Below are 14768 nucleotides of genomic sequence, written 5' to 3' on the forward strand. Positions count from 1 at the left end.
GTGTCCGTCCTCTTAGCCGTCGCGGCGCTGCCGTGCGGGCTGCTGATAGGGCTGCTGCTGGGGGCGCTGGGCGGCGGCGGTTCGGTGCTGGCGGTGCCCGCGCTGGTGTATCTGCTGGGGCAGTCTCCGCACGAGGCGACCGCGGGCGCGCTGGTCGTCGTCACGGTCGGCGCGGTGACCGGACTCGTCTGCCATGCCCGCGCCCGCCGGGTCCGCTGGGCGGCCGGCGCCGCCGTGGGCGTACTGGGTACGGCCGGCAGCTACCTCGGCTCCCGGTGGAGCGCGGCGCTGCCGCCCAGCGTCCTTATGGCGGCGTTCGCGGGGCTGATGCTCGTGGTGGCGGCGATGCTGACGCGGCGGGCGCTGCGCGAGCGGCGCACGACCGGTACCCCGGCGGAAGGCGCAACGGGGGCCCCGACGGCCGCCACTTCCTCAGGGGGCCCCGTACGGGACGGCGCCATACCGGCCCCCGTACGGGACGCCGCCAGCCCGGATCCCGTACGACGGACCCCCGCAAGGGTCTCCCGGGTCGCCGCCACCGCCTCCGCCATAGGGCTGCTCACCGGCTTCTTCGGAGTCGGCGGAGGCTTTGTCGTCGTCCCCGCCCTCACCCTGGTCCTGGGCCTGGAGATGCCGGTCGCCATCGGCACCTCGCTCCTCGTCGTCCTGATCAACTCGCTCACCGCGCTGGGCACCCGGGCCGGCACGATCGCCCTGGACTGGCCGCTGCTGGCCGGCTTCGCGGCCTGCGCGGCGATCGGCAGCCACCTCGGCCCGCGCCTCACCGCGCGCCTGCGCCCGCAGACGCTGGCCACCGCCTTCGCGTCCCTCGTCACCGTCGTCGCCGTCGTCATGGCGGCCACCGCCGTCCCCCGCCTCTGACCGACCGTCAAGAACCGACCACCGAAGCCACCGTCCCGGCACTCCGGGCCGAACACCAGGAGGTACCGCATGAAGTCCCCCACCGCAGCCCAGGCCCACCACCACGTGGTGATCGTCGGCGGCGGCACCGCGGGCATCACCGTCGCCGCCCGCTTACGCCGCGCCGGCATCCGGGACATCGCGCTGCTGGAGCCCTCCGAGACGCACTGGTACCAGCCGCTGTGGACGCTGGTGGGCGGCGGCCAGGCCCCGCTGCGCGCCGCGCTGCGCACCGAGGCGGAGGTCATCCCGCCCGGTGTGCGCTGGCTGCGCGAACGGGCCACCGCCGTCGATCCGGCCGCCCGTACGGTCACCACCGCCTCCGGCCGGGTCCTGTCCTACGAACGGCTGGTCCTGGCGCCCGGCCTGCGGCTCGACTGGGACGGCGTGCCCGGCCTGGCCGCGGCCCTCGGGCACGGCGGCGTGACCAGCAACTACCGCCCCGACCTCGCCCCGCTCACCTGGGACGTGATCCGCCGGACGCGCCGCGGCACCGCGCTGTTCACCATGCCGTCCGGGCCGGTGAAGTGCGGCGGAGCCCCGCAGAAGATCGCGTATCTGGCGGCCGACCACTGGCGCAAGCGCGGTGTACTGGGCGCCATCCGCACCATCCTGGTGCTCCCGGAGCCCGCCATGTTCAAGGTGCCGGTCTTCAATCGCGCGCTGGAGGAGACCGCCCGGCGGTACGGCATCGAGGTACGCCTGCGCTCCGAGATGACCAGCCTGGACGGCGCGGCACGCACGGCGGTGATCACCGATCACGCCACCGGTGAGGCCGAGACCGTCCACTACGACCTCCTGCACGCCGTACCGCCGCAGCGCGCCCCCGAGTGGCTGGCGAACGGCCCGCTCGCCGACCCCGACTCCCCCTACGGGTACGTCAAGGCCGACCGGCAGACCCTCCAACACCCCGACTTCCCCGAGGTGTTCGTACTCGGCGATGTCGCCAACCTGCCCACCTCCAAGACGGGCGCGGCGATCCGCAAGCAGGCCCCGGTCGTCATCGCCAACCTCCTTGCCGGTCTGCGCGGGCTCCCCGCCACCGCCCACTACGACGGCTACACCTCCTGCCCCCTGGTCACCGCCCGCCACAAGATGCTGCTCGCCGAATTCGACTACGACCTGCGGCCGGCCCCCTCCATCCCCTTCCTCGACACCACGCGCGAGCGCACCGACATGTGGTTCCTCAAGCGTTACGGCCTGCCGCAGCTGTACTTCAAGGGGATGCTGAAGGGCATCGCCTGAGGCGGACACCCCCTGGGGCGCCTAGAACAGGTGAGGGTAGGAGCGGCGGTCCCGCACCCGGTCGTAGATGCCGCGCAGCCACGGCTGCCGGACGGCGGGTAGCCGTGCCAGCGTGTCGAGGAGGATCTCCCGGTCCGGCCACAACGGCCGCCATGGACGCATCGGCAGTGGATCGTCGCGCAGGACTCCGTCCGGCAGCCCGCCGGTCGCCGGGACCGGCAGCCGTTCGCGGGGGAAGGCCAGGTACGCCCACACCTCGGCGGGCAGCGGCACGGCCCTGACGGTGCCGGAGGGCTGCCAGGGGTCCCCCGTCCGCGGGTGGCGGGGCACCAGGACGATGTCGGGGGCGGGATCCGGCACGGGCAGGCCGGGTCCGGCCAGTGCCAGGGTCTTCGACGCCGCCCCGGCCGGCAGCAGTGCGTCGAGGGCGCGGCCGAACAGGTCCCGGAGAAGGCCGTCGGGGACGTTCACGGGTGTCCCCGACGAGGCCGCCAGCAGATGCGCCAGTCCCGCTCCGGCAGCCGCCTCCCACTGCGGGCTCCACTGCCCGGACTGGTCGACCGGCGGCGGTCCCTGCCGCTCCCGCACCGCCGCCGCCCAGCCGGCCGTCCCGGCGGCCGGCCCGTCGGCGGGCAGGCCGCGTACGGCGTCCGGGGCGAACCACACCGCCTGCCACAGCGAGCAGTCGTCGACGCGGGTCGCCACGGCCCGTCCGCACCGCTCGCACGCGAGGTTCGGGCCGTCGCGGCCGTCCAGTCCACAGCAGTAGCCGCCGCATCGATCCGGGATCAGGACGGTGCCGCGGGTGTCACCGGGCGCGACGGCGATCGCTCCCGGAGCGCCGTAGGACAGGGCGTACACCGGCGCGAACACGCCGCGGGCGGCCGCCTCGTCCGCCCCGGCCCCGCTCCACCGCCGCCATGGCGGCCCCCAGGGCTGCGGGTCCACGGCGTAGGTGCCCGACTCCATGAGGACCGGCAGCAGTACGCCGTTCCCCCACTTCTGGTGGGCGTGGACGGGCAGCGCGACCTGCGACACCGGGGCGCTCAACACGGCGTCGCATCCCGCACACACGAACACCGTCATACACCCTCCCCGCCCCGACATGCGGATTGTCCCGGATCGGTGATCAAGGGCCAAGGGCTTTTGCGGCTGCCGCGCCGATCGGCCGGGCCTTCCCCCGGGGTGTCTCAGCCCTCGTCCAGAGCGGCCACGTCCGCGACGACGCAGCCGATGTTGTCCGGTGCGCCGGCCCGGTGGGCGAGCCCGATCAGGTCCCGTACGGCCTGGTCGGGGTCGGCGGCCGCGGTCAGCACATCCGAGATCGCCTCGGTCGGCACCACCCCGGACAGCCCGTCGGTGCACAGCAGGTACCGCTCGCCGGGCCGCGCCTGCAGCAACTGCAGGTCGGGGGCGAACTCCGGTCCCCCGTCGAGCGCCCGCAGCAGCTGTGCGCGCTGCGGGTGCGACGGTGCCTCCTCGGGCGCGAGCCGGCCCTGGTCGACCAGGGACTGCACCAGGCTGTGGTCGTGGGTGATGCGGAACAGGCCGGAGTCGCGCAGGACGTAGGCGCGGGAGTCGCCGATGTGCAGCAGCGCCAGCTGCGAGCCCGACAGCAGCAGGGCGGTCAGGGTGCTGCCCGTCGCCTCATCCGCCGACGGGGCGGCGCGGTTGGCGCGCTGGGCGGCCTCCTCCAGCGCGGTGAGCGGGTCCGTCCAGGCCCGTTCCACGTCCTCCAGGGCCCTCAGCTCCGCTATCGCGGCGGCCGCCGCCTGGCCGCCGCTCGCGCCGAAGCCGTCGGCCACCGCGAGCAGCCGCGGTCCCGCGTGGGCGGCGTCCTGGTCGGCCGCGCGGACCAGCCCCCGGTCGGTGCGGGCGGCGCAGCGCAGGGTCAGGGCGGGTGAAGTGGTCATGACGGTGTCCTTCCGGTGCAGCTGATCGACGAGGAAGGCGGCCAGTTCACGGCGCGCGGCGGTGTCGGCCTCGACCTGGGCCCAGTACGCGGCGACCGCCTCGGCCGCCGCGGCCCCGGTCAGTTCGCACACCTCGCGGACGCGGGCCAGCGGCATGCCGAGCCGGCGCAGCCAGGCGACGAGCCGGGCCCGCTCCAGCTGGGCCGGGGCGTAGTGGCGGTAGCCGTTGACCGGGTCCACGTGGGCCGGACGCAGCAGACCGAGTTCGTCGTAGAGGCGCAGTGCCTTGGGCGAGAGCCGACAGGCGCGTGCGAACGCTCCGATGGTCAGCAGTTCGGCGGCCATGTGGCGTGCTCCTCCTGGGCCCGGTCGGCCCGTCCGGCCGTTCGCCCGCTTCCTCGTACCGGGCGCTCGGGGCCCGGCACCGCCGATGCTGGGGCCTTCCCCAGGGACAAGGTCAACCAGTCGGTACCGCCCCCGGGGCGAACTGGTTCAGTGCCGCCGCGGTCAGCGCTTCGACGCCCATGGTGAGGGTCGGCCGGACCACCGGGACGAAGTGCGGTGAGTGGTTGGAGGGGATGTCCTGGGCCAGCCGCCCGGCGGCCAGGGCCGTCCGGAACTCCTCGGGGTCCCAGCCGCCCAGCCACCAGTAGTAGAGGGGCGCCCCGGCGGCGGTCGCCAGGAGGCCGGCGTCCTCGCTGCCGGTCGCCGGTTCGTAGGCGAACAGCCGCTGCTCGCCGAAGAGTCGGGTGAACTCCGCGTTGACGCCGCGCAGGGTCGCCGCGTCGTTGACGGTGACCGGGAAGGAGTCCAGCAGCTCGGTCTCGGGTGCGCGGCTCGCGCCGGAGGCGGTGGCCTCGGCGCGGGCGATGCGGTCGACAGCGGCCAGTACGGCGGTGCGTACGGTCTCGTCGAAGGTGCGGACGCTGAGCCGTACGACGGCCCGGTCTGGGATGACGTTGGCGGTGTCCCCGGCGTGGAAGGAGCCGACGGTGACCACCACCCGGTCCTTGGGGGCGACCTCGCGGGCCACCACGGACTGCACCCGCTGGACGAAGGACGCCGCCATCAGGATCGGGTCGACGGTGGTCTCGGGACGTGAGCCGTGGCCGCCGGTGCCGTGGAAGGTGATCTCCAGGCTGTCGGCGGCGGCCATGCAGGCGCCGGGGCAGTACGCGATCAGCCCGGCGCCGAACGGGGCGACGTGCTGGGCCAGCACCACGTCGGGGGTGGGGACCAGGCCCTTGCTGTAGAGCCCGGCGTCGACCATGGCGCGGGCGCCGCTGCCGACCTCCTCGGCGGGCTGGAAGAGCGCGATCAGCGTGCCGGACCAGTGCTCCCGGCCGGCGGCGAGCAGGTCCGCGGCGCCCAGCAGACAGGTGACGTGCACGTCGTGGCCGCAGGCGTGCATCAGGCCGGGGACCGTGGAGGCGTAGTCCAGGCCGGAGTTCTCGGTGACGGGCAGCGCGTCCATGTCGGCCCGCAGCAGGACCACCGGGCCCGGGCCGTTGCGCAGTACCCCGACGACGCCGGTCCGGGCGATGCCGGTGGTGACCTCGTAGCCGTGGTCGGCCAGCCGGCGGGCGGCTTCGGCGGCGGTACGGGTCTCCTGGAAGCCGAGTTCGGGGTGGCGGTGGAGGTCTTCGTAGAGGGCGACGAGGTCCGTGAGGCGGTCGTCGAGCGGGGCGAGGACGGCGGCGGGCGCGGACGCCTCCGCGGTCGTGGCGCGCTCTGCGGTCGTAGCGGTCTGTCCGGTCTTTCCGTACGTGTCACTGTCGCTCATACACGCATTCGACCATGAGGCGCCGCCCGCCATCGAGCGGCCGCCGGCGGCCGGCCCCGGGCGCCGGACTCACCGGCCGCTGGCCAAACTTAGCGGTTGGTCACCACACTCACCGTGACACCGCCGCCCCCGGCTGCAACCGTGGATCACCCCGCCTGCGACCGCCGATCAGCAGGCCCCAAGTCGACGACCGGAGGCTGACGTTGGCCACTTCCACCCACCACCCGACCGGCGAGCCCCATGACATCTCGGCCCATCTGATGGAGCACGCCATGGGCCACCTCTTCTCCGCTGCCTTACGCACCGCCGCCCACCACCGCGTCGCCGACCATCTCGGCGAGGGCCCCCGCACCGTCGAGCAGCTCGCCGCCGCCACCGGCACCCACGCCCCGCATCTGCGCCGCGTACTGCGCTACCTCGCCACCCGCGGCATCTTCCGGGAGGACGCCGCGGGCGCCTTCCAGCTGACGCCGAGCGCCGAGGCACTGCGCACGGACGCCCCGCAGTCGCTCCACCCCGCCGTCATGATGATGACCGACGCCATGTTCCTGCAGGCGTCGGCCGGTATGCCGGAGGCGGTGGAGCACGGCGGCGCCGCCTTCGAGCGGCTCTTCGGGGCGCCCTTCTTCGAGCATCTGGTGTCGGATCCGGCCACCCGCGCGCTCTTCGACAGCGGTATGTCGTCCATCTCCGGTCCGGTGGACGAGGCGGTGGTCGCCGCGTACCCGTTCCCCGAGACCGGCACGGTCGTGGACGTCGGCGGCGGCCGCGGCGGCCTGCTGCGCGACGTGCTGCGCCGCCACCCCCAGCTGACGGGGGTGCTCTTCGACCAGGCGCCGCCACTGGCCGACCACCTTCTGGACGGCGACGAGCTGAAGGGGCGCTGGCGCACCCAGGAGGGCGACTTCTTCACCTCCGTGCCGTCCGGCGGCGATGTCTACATCCTCAAGCACATCCTTCACGACTGGTCCGACGACGCCTGCCGGCGCATCCTGCGCTCCTGCCACGCGGCCATGGCGACGGGCAGCAAGCTGCTGGTCGTCGACTCCGTACTGCCGTCGGGCAACGCCCCGCACTTCGGCAAGACCCTGGACGTCGCGATGATGGCGATCCTCGACTCCCAGGAGCGCACCGCCGAGGAGTTCGCGACGCTGCTGGGTGCGAACGGCTTCCGGCTGACGCGGGTGCTGCCGACCGCGGCCTATCCGTCGATCGTGGAGGCCGTCGCCGAATGACGGCCGCCCCGCGACACACCCGCTCCCCTCATTGGCGGCACCCCCGGCCCGCGCTCTACTGATCACGCCGCCCCCGGTCGACGAGAGGAGCTCAGGTGCCGGTCCTCATGCGCGCCCGCAGCCGCGAGGAGGCGCACCGCGCCGCCACACCGCTGGAGCTCTTCTTCGACCTGTGCTTCGTCGTGGCGGTCGCGCAGGCCGGCGGCCAGCTGGCGCACGCCCTGGCCGAGGGCCATCCGGGGCACGGCATCACCGGCTATCTGATGCTCTTCTTCGCCGTCTGGTGGGCGTGGATGAACTTCAGCTGGTTCTCGTCGGCGTACGACACCGACGACGCGCTCTACCGTGTGGTGACGCTGGTCCAGATGGCGGGGGTGCTGGTACTGGCCGCCGGGGTGCCGCGGGCGTTCGACCACGGCGACTTCACCGTCGTCTGGTTCGGCTATCTGGTGATGCGGCTGGCCATGGTCACCCAGTGGCTGCGGGCCGCCCACGGCAGCCGCGGCGCCGAACGGCGCACCGCGCTGCGCTACGCCCTCGGGGTGACGGTGTGCCAGGTCGGCTGGCTGGGCCTGCTCGTCCTGCCCCAGGACGAGCTGCCCTGGGTGTTCGTCGTCGTGGGCCTGATGGAGCTGGCCGTCCCGGTATGGGCCGAGCGCGAGCGGCAGACGGCCTGGCATCCGCATCACATCGCCGAGCGCTACGGCCTGTTCACCATCATCGTGCTCGGCGAGACCATCGCGGCGGCCACCGTGGCCGTGCAGTCGGCGCTGGACGAGAACGGTGAGCTGAGCACCCTGCTGCCGATCGCGGGCGGTGGGCTGCTGGTGGTCTTCGCCGCGTACTGGATCTACTTCGCGGTGCCCATCCACCTCCATCTGCGTTCGAACACCCAGGCGTTTTTGTGGGGCTACGGCCACTACCTGGTCTTCGGCTCGGCGGCCGCGGTGGGCGCGGGCATCGAGATCGCGGTGGAGGAGGCGTTCGGCAAGGCGCATCTGTCGCCGTTCGCGGCGGCCGCCTGCGTCACCGTGCCCGCCGCCCTGTACATGTTCACCGTGTGGCTGATCCACTCCCGCCACCAGAAGCGCGGCCCGGCCCAGCAGCTGGTGCTGCCGGTGTCGTCCGGGCTGGTCCTGGCGTGCACCTTCGCCGGACAGTGGGCGGTCCTGGCGGCCGGCCTGGTGGCGTCCGCCACGGTCGCCGTGGGCGTCACCCTCACGGCGCGTCAGGGAACCGCGCTGGCGGAGCCGCGGCCGTAGCCGCTTCGGCGCACGGCCGGCCGTACTCCGCCGTGTCACCCGTCTCGACGAGCCGGCCGGCGCCGATCCGGGCGAGCCCGCGGAAGGACGCCCCGGCCCTTCCCCCATAAGCGTGCCGAACGGCCGTACAGACCCCGGGATCACCCTGATCCCACATCAGATTCAGCCATCTTCCGCCATGGCCCGAAGAGGGCCTTCACCAGCACGGCCGCACCCGGCCGCTACCCCATTCCGCGTCAATTACCCACCAATGGACCTCACTTCCGGGGGTGTCGCCCTCTTGTTCCCCGCCGCTCACGACGGCCTCCGGAGGCGCCCCGACACAGACGCGGTAGGGTGCAGATTGCCCTTTTTATGACAGGGAGCCTCTTACGGAAGCCCCCGGGGACGACCGCCGCCCGCACCTCTAGGAGACGTCAGCCATGGCCCGCCACGCTCAGTCCCGCGCGCGGACGAGACTGTCCCGGCGCAGCAAGGCCGTGGGCGGTCTCGCCCTCTCCACGCTGGTCGGCACCGCCCTGTGGGCGTGGCCGGCATCGGGCGACGACCACGACAGCAGGACCGACGCCAAGAGCACCACGTCCACGACCGCGTCCGGCCCGGACACGCCACGCACTCCCGCCGTCGCGGCGAAATCCGCCCCGAACGCCGCACGGAACGCTTCGGCCGATCGGTCGATCCCCGGCCTGAGCGACGCCGCCCGCAAGCGGATACCGGCGAACGCCCGGCAGGTCCTGGTCGTCGCGGGCCAGGACATGAACTCCTTCCAGTCCCGGGTCGTGCTCTACACCCGCGAGGAGGGCTCGAACGACTGGCAGCCGGGCCCCTCCTGGTCCGCGCACAACGCCGCGCGCGGCTGGACCAGCGACCACCGCTACGGCGATCTGCGCTCACCCATCGGCGTCTACACCCTCACCGACGCCGGCGGCCGGCTGCCCGCCCCCGGCGGCACCAAGCTCCCCTACGACCGCAACGACAGCTTCATCGCCGACGGCACCGGCGTGGAGGGCGAGCCGCTGGCCGGCGCCTTCGACTACGTCATCGCCATCAACTACAACCGGGAGTCCGGCGCGTCCCCCCTGGACCCCCGGCGCCCCATGGGCGACGCCAAGGGCGGCGGCGTCTGGCTGCACGTCGACCACGACGGGCCCACGCAGGGCTGTGTGAGTCTCAAGCCCAAGGCGATGCGGGAGCTGCTGCGCACCCTCGACCCCGCGCTGCACCCGGTCATCGTGATGGGGCCGGCCGATCACTGACCGGGCCGGCGCCGTGCCGTACCCCACGGGGCCGCAGGACGCGCTGACCGACGTCGCGGGCCTGCGGGTCGGCCATGCCCAGCGGATCGGTGACGGCGCCCTGACCGGCACCACCGTCGTGCTCGCCCCCGAGGGCGGCGCCCTCGCGGCCGTCGACGTGCGCGGGGGCGGGCCCGGCACCCGGGAGACCGACGCGCTGGATGCGCGCAACCTGGTCCAGCGTGTCGACGCGGTCGTGCTGACCGGCGGCAGCGCCTTCGGCCTCGATGCCGCGTCCGGTGTCGCCGGGTGGCTGGAGGACCGGGGCCGCGGCTTCCGGGTGGGACCGGACCCCGCCCAGGTGGTGCCGGTCGTCCCGGCCGCGGCGCTGTTCGACCTGGGCCGCGGCGGCGACTGGCGGGCCCGCCCCGACGCCGCGCTGGGCCGGGCCGCGGTCGAGGCCGCGGCGGCCACCTCCCCAGGCGCCCCGGTCGCGCAGGGCACCACGGGCGCCGGCACCGGCGCGGTGGCCGGCGGCCTCAAGGGCGGCATCGGCACCGCGAGCGCGGTGCTGCCCTCCGGCACCACCGTCGCCGCCCTCGCCGCCGTCAACGCCGCGGGCTCCCTCGCCGACCCGCTCACCGGCGCCCTCTACGGCCTGCTGTACGAAGGCCCGGTGACCCTGCCCGCTCCGGAGCGGCATGCCGCCGCGCTGCGCCGCCTGGCCGAGGCCAGGCGGATGTCCCGGGCCCGCGCGGCCGCGTCCGTGCACCCGCCGCTCCACACCACCCTCGCCGTGGTCGCCACCGACGCCGCCCTCACCCGCGCCCAGGCCCACAAGCTCGCCGGCACCGCCCACGACGGCCTGGCCCGCGCCATCCGCCCGGTCCATCTGCTCACCGACGGCGACACGGTCTTCGCCCTGTCCACCGCCACCCGCCCGCTCGCCTCCGAAGAGGCCCTCGCCACCCCGGCGTTCGGTGTCCATCCGGATGCCGGCGCGCTGAACGCCGTACTGGCCGCCGGCGCGGACGTCCTGACCCGCGCGGTGGTACGCGCCGCCCTGGCGGCGGAGTCGGTGGATGGCCCCGGGGGCGTCTTCCCCTCGTACCGGGAGCTGTACGAGGCCGCGGCCGGCTGAGCCGCGGCGAGCGTCCTCAGACCCCCACCGCGCCCAGCGCCGAACCCGCGGCGTACGTGACCGCCATCGCCAACGCCCCGCCGCCCACGTTCCGCAGCACCGCGCGGCCCGCCGGGGCGGCCCCCAGCCGGGCGCTGCTCCAGCCGCACAGCGCGAGCGCGACGAGCACCGCGAGCACGGTGATCCACAGCCGGTGGGCGGCGGGCGGCAGCACGATCGCCAGCAGCGGCAGCAGCGCCCCGGCGGTGAAGGCGAGGAAGCTGGCGCCGGCCGCATGCCAGGGGTTGGTGAGTTGGTCGGGGTCGATGCCCAGCTCGACCTCCGCGTGGGCGCGCAGCGCATCGTGCTCGGTCAGCTGCTCGGCGACCTCCCGGGCGAGCTGGCGCTCCAGTCCCTTGCCGGCCAACAGCTCGGTCAGCTCGATGAGTTCCGCCTGCGGCTCGGTCGCCAGCTCCCGCTTCTCCTGCGCGAGCGCGGCCTTCTCCGAATCCCGCTGGGTGGAGACCGAGACGTACTCGCCGGCCGCCATCGACATGGACCCGGCCAGCAGTCCCGCCAGTCCGGCGGTCAGCAACGTGCCGCGGGCGTCGGTCGCCCCGGCGACACCGACGACCAGTCCGGCGGTGGAGACGATGCCGTCGTTGGCGCCGAGTACCGCGGCCCGCAGCCAGTTGAGCCGGCTCCCGAGCCCGCCGCCGTGTGCTTCGTCGTGCTCCGGTGTCTGCATGGTCACCGGGAAAGCGTCTCATTCCCCGGCGGAGCATTCCCCACGACGCGACGGCACGGCGCCCGGCTCGCCCCGCCCCTGCCCGGTCGACCCGCCCCGGCAGCCGTCAACGCGGCCGTCCCCGCGTCCGACGCCCCCGCCGCGCCCCTCATCTGCCGGTGGTAGAAACGGCCTTATGTCCGCACCACCCCCCTCTCATCCTCCACCGCCCCCGCCTCCCACGCTCCTTCAGCCGGCGCCGCGCGAGCCGGCGCCGCGTCGGCGGTTGTGGTGGCACCGGCTGATACTCGGGCTCTGGTACCGGCCGGTGGACGTCATGGACGAGGCGCGGGACCGCAGCGCCTGGAGCGCGGCGATACTGCTGTCCTTGATCAGCGGCGCTGTCGGGGTCGTGTCGACGGACGCGTTCCCCGGCCAGTGGGCGGCCGACCGCACCGAGGCGCTGCAGCTCGTCGGACTGGCCGAGGCCGGGGTGCTGACCGCCAGCCTCGCCCTGGGCGTGGTCACCCACGCCATAGCCCGCACCCTCGGCGGCAGCGGCCGCTTCGCACCGACCGCGAGCCTGTTCATCGTGCTGTTCTGGGTGACGGACCTGCCGCGGCTGGCGATCGCCGCCTGGCTGCCGACCGGTGCCACCTTCGTCCAGGCCGCGACCTGGACCACCTGGGGATTCGGTTACGTCCTCGCGGTGCTGCTCATACGCGGCCAGCACCATCTGCCGACGTGGAAGTCCGCGCTGTCGGTGTCGGTGCAGATGCTGGCCGCGCTGGCGCTGCTGAGGCTGGGTCCGATCCACTGAGCACCCGGGGCGCGCACGGCACGCACCCGGCCGCCCCGGCTCAGCTCTGCCCGGACAGCTGCCGGACGAGCCCCTCGAAAGCCGCCCGCTCCGCGGCGCTGAGCTCCACGCACTCCGCCGGCGGGCCGGCCGCCCCGGTCTGCCGCGGCACCGAGCCGAGCAGCTCCGGCGCCGTGGGCGGCTCTTCCCGGTCGCGCACCGCGTAGCGCATCCGCATCTCCCGACGGTCCCGCCGCATCGCCGCCTCGTACCGCCCCCGGCGCAGCAGTCTGGTCATCACCACGACCCAGGCCACGGCCAACGCGAAGAGCACGCCGAGGCCGATCTGCTGCAGAATCGATGCGGAGGGAAGCATGCAGTCCTCCCGGACGGATGAGGCGCTGGGCTTGTGTCAGTAGACACCACACCTCGGGACTTTTGACAGGGGATCTTGGGACTTAAGTCCCGAAGTGACGCATCTCCTATGACTTTTCGTCACATTACCGGCGCCGCACACGGCCGGCCCGGCAGGGTCGCACCCGGCCCGTTGGACACCTCGGCGGCTTCCCCGCGGGACCGGCCGTCGCCGACGATGGCACCACCTCGCCCGCGACGTCAGGAGTACGCACGTGCCGCAGCAGCCGCACCGTCCGCACCCCGAGCCGCCCACCGCCGCCCCGTCCGCCGAGCCGCCGCCACGCGCACTGGAGGGCATCCTCGTCGCCGACTTCAGCCGCGTACTGGCCGGCCCGCTGGCCGCCGCCACGCTCGCCGACCTCGGCGCCGAGGTGATCAAGGTGGAGCGGCCGGGCACCGGCGACGACACCCGCGCCTGGGGCCCGCCGTTCGCCGCCGACGGGACGGCCGCGTACTTCGACGCCGCCAACCGCTCCAAGCGCGGGCTCGCCCTGGACCTCGGCGATCCGGACGACGCGGCCGCGGCCCGCGAGCTGGCCCGCCGGGCCGATGTGCTGATCGAGAACTTCCGCCCCGGCTCGCTCGCCAAGTACGGCCTGGACCACACCGCCACCCGCGCCGCCAACCCGGGCCTGGTGCACTGCACCATCACCGGTTTCGGCTCCGGCGCGGGCGCCCGCCTGCCCGGCTACGACTTCGTCGTGCAGGCCGTCGGCGGCCTGATGAGCATCACCGGCGAGCCCGGCGGCACCCCGCTCAAGGCGGGCGTGGCACTGGTGGACGTGCTGACCGCGAAGGACGCCGCCACCGCAATCCTCGCCGCGCTGCGCCACCGCGACCGCACCGGCCAGGGCCAGCTGGTGGAGGTGAACCTGCTCTCCTCCCTGCTGGGGTCGCTGGTCAACCAGGCGTCCGGCCATCTGGCCACCGGCCGCGATCCGGTCCCGATGGGCAATCGCCATCCGAGCATCGCCCCGTACGAGACGCTGGCCTGCCGGGACGGGCAGCTGCTCGCGGTGGCGGTGGGGAACGACCGTCAGTTCCGGGCACTGGCCGAGGCGCTGGGTTCGCCGGAGCTCGCCGAAGACGTCCGGTTCGCTCGCAATCAGGACCGGGTACACAACCGGACGGATCTGATCAAAGCACTGGAAGACCGGCTGGCGGCCGACACCCCGCAGGGCTGGGCCGGGCGACTGGCCGCGGCGTCGGTTCCGTGCGGCCCGGTCAACACGCTCTCCGCGGCCCTGGAGTTGGCGGCCCGGCTCGGGCTCGACCCGGTGACCCCCGTCGGCGAGGGCCGGATTCCCCAAATCACCAGCCCGCTGCGCCTCTCGGCGACCCCCGTGACCCAACCCGCCGCGCCTCCCCGCCTGGACGAACACGGCACCCCGCTGCGAACCTGGCTGTCGGGACCGGACGACCTTCCACTACCCCCGAGAATGTGACCTTCGTCACAACAACACCCGGTCCGCAACCAAATCCGCCCGTAGGTGCTGTTTACCAGCACGGAATCACAACACCCTGGTATGGAGCAGCTCGTGACATCGCCGGACAACCCCGCGCCCGCCCAGTCCCGCACCCCGCACCAGCTGCTCCTGTCAGACGGGCAGCAGGCGCCGGGCGCGCCGCGCCGCACTCGTCGGATGCGCCGCACGCTGGCTGTGACCGCCCTGTTCGCGGCGGGTGCGCTGGCCCTGTCGGCCTGTGGTGGCGACGCCGAGGCCGGCGGCCACGACGACGGCAAGAACGGCCAGGCGGGCGCGGACGCCGCAGCCGCCAAGGACGCCTCGGACGCCAAGATCACGGTGTCCTCGAAGGACGGCGCGACGGACGCCAGCATCAACGACACCGGTGTGAAGGTCACCGGCGGCAAGTTGACCGATGTGAAGCTCACCGTCGCGGACACCGGGGCCACCGTGGCCGGTGCCATATCGTCCGACGGCAAGTCCTGGAAGCCCGGCGTCCAGCTGGAGCGCGGCACCAAGTACAAGATCGTGGCGAACGCCAAGGACGCCAAGGGCCGTTCGGCCACCGAGAACGCGACCTTCACGACGGTCTCCTCGGCCAACAGCTTCATCGGCACCTACACCCCCGACAACGGCAAGACCGTC

The 14768-nt window shown here is 73.9% G+C and carries 14 protein-coding genes; 9 read left to right on the forward strand and 5 right to left on the reverse strand.

All coding sequences use genetic code 11. The features are described 5' to 3' along the window. Positions 1-882 carry a sulfite exporter TauE/SafE family protein gene (locus AC0680_RS29285; protein WP_478634521.1) on the forward strand — a complete coding sequence of 294 codons (882 nt, stop codon included), beginning with the start codon at positions 1-3 and terminating at the stop codon, positions 880-882. A gap of 69 nt (positions 883-951) precedes the next feature. Further along, positions 952-2166 carry an NAD(P)/FAD-dependent oxidoreductase gene (locus AC0680_RS29290; RefSeq protein ID WP_478634524.1) on the forward strand — a complete coding sequence of 405 codons (1215 nt, stop codon included), beginning with the start codon at positions 952-954 and terminating at the stop codon, positions 2164-2166. Positions 2167-2187: 21 nt separating this feature from the next. Here the strand turns inward: AC0680_RS29290 and AC0680_RS29295 are convergent, their stop codons facing one another. The 3 genes from AC0680_RS29295 to AC0680_RS29305 all read right to left on the reverse strand — a co-directional run bounded on the left by AC0680_RS29295 (position 2188) and on the right by AC0680_RS29305 (position 5862). Then, positions 2188-3252 carry a hypothetical protein gene (locus AC0680_RS29295; RefSeq protein ID WP_478634526.1) on the reverse strand — a complete coding sequence of 355 codons (1065 nt, stop codon included), beginning with the start codon at positions 3250-3252 and terminating at the stop codon, positions 2188-2190. Positions 3253-3356: 104 nt separating this feature from the next. Next, positions 3357-4424, reverse strand: coding sequence for a MerR family transcriptional regulator (locus AC0680_RS29300; RefSeq protein WP_478634529.1), 1068 nt, complete (start codon positions 4422-4424; stop codon positions 3357-3359). 112 nt (positions 4425-4536) lie between these two features. Then, positions 4537-5862 carry an amidohydrolase gene (locus AC0680_RS29305; RefSeq protein WP_478634532.1) on the reverse strand — a complete coding sequence of 442 codons (1326 nt, stop codon included), beginning with the start codon at positions 5860-5862 and terminating at the stop codon, positions 4537-4539. Positions 5863-6065: 203 nt separating this feature from the next. On the opposite strand from AC0680_RS29305, the gene AC0680_RS29310 reads away from it, so the two are divergent. The 4 genes from AC0680_RS29310 (at position 6066) to AC0680_RS29325 (ending at position 10735) form a co-directional block, all read left to right on the forward strand. Further along, positions 6066-7097, forward strand: coding sequence for a methyltransferase (locus tag AC0680_RS29310; RefSeq protein WP_478634535.1), 1032 nt, complete (start codon positions 6066-6068; stop codon positions 7095-7097). A gap of 95 nt (positions 7098-7192) precedes the next feature. After that, positions 7193-8359: a low temperature requirement protein A gene (locus AC0680_RS29315; RefSeq protein WP_478634538.1), complete on the forward strand. Its 1167-nt coding sequence runs from the start codon at positions 7193-7195 to the stop codon at positions 8357-8359. Between the two features lie 422 nt (positions 8360-8781). After that, complete coding sequence (locus AC0680_RS29320) at positions 8782-9615, forward strand: L,D-transpeptidase family protein (RefSeq protein ID WP_478634540.1); 834 nt, start codon at positions 8782-8784, stop codon at positions 9613-9615. 13 nt (positions 9616-9628) lie between these two features. Next, on the forward strand, positions 9629-10735 hold the full coding sequence (locus AC0680_RS29325) for a P1 family peptidase (RefSeq protein WP_478634543.1): 1107 nt from the start codon (positions 9629-9631) through the stop codon (positions 10733-10735). Between the two features lie 16 nt (positions 10736-10751). Here AC0680_RS29325 and AC0680_RS29330 read toward each other — a convergent pair whose 3' ends face one another. Then, on the reverse strand, positions 10752-11462 hold the full coding sequence (locus AC0680_RS29330; RefSeq protein WP_478634578.1) for a VIT1/CCC1 transporter family protein: 711 nt from the start codon (positions 11460-11462) through the stop codon (positions 10752-10754). Positions 11463-11778: 316 nt separating this feature from the next. On the opposite strand from AC0680_RS29330, the gene AC0680_RS29335 reads away from it, so the two are divergent. Beyond that, positions 11779-12261, forward strand: a complete 483-nt coding sequence (locus AC0680_RS29335; protein ID WP_478634546.1) for a YIP1 family protein — start codon at positions 11779-11781, stop codon at positions 12259-12261. Between the two features lie 40 nt (positions 12262-12301). On the opposite strand, the gene AC0680_RS29340 is transcribed toward AC0680_RS29335, so the two are convergent. After that, positions 12302-12616 carry a hypothetical protein gene (locus tag AC0680_RS29340; RefSeq protein ID WP_478634549.1) on the reverse strand — a complete coding sequence of 105 codons (315 nt, stop codon included), beginning with the start codon at positions 12614-12616 and terminating at the stop codon, positions 12302-12304. A 253-nt stretch (positions 12617-12869) separates the two neighbouring features. On the opposite strand from AC0680_RS29340, the gene AC0680_RS29345 reads away from it, so the two are divergent. Both AC0680_RS29345 and AC0680_RS29350 read left to right on the forward strand, forming a co-directional pair. Next, on the forward strand, positions 12870-14102 hold the full coding sequence (locus AC0680_RS29345) for a CaiB/BaiF CoA transferase family protein (protein ID WP_478634553.1): 1233 nt from the start codon (positions 12870-12872) through the stop codon (positions 14100-14102). A gap of 81 nt (positions 14103-14183) precedes the next feature. After that, positions 14184-14768 (forward strand): Ig-like domain-containing protein (locus AC0680_RS29350; RefSeq protein WP_478634556.1); only part of this gene is annotated, 585 nt, incomplete at its 3' end.

The organism is Streptomyces sp. NPDC043738, assembly GCF_056436545.1.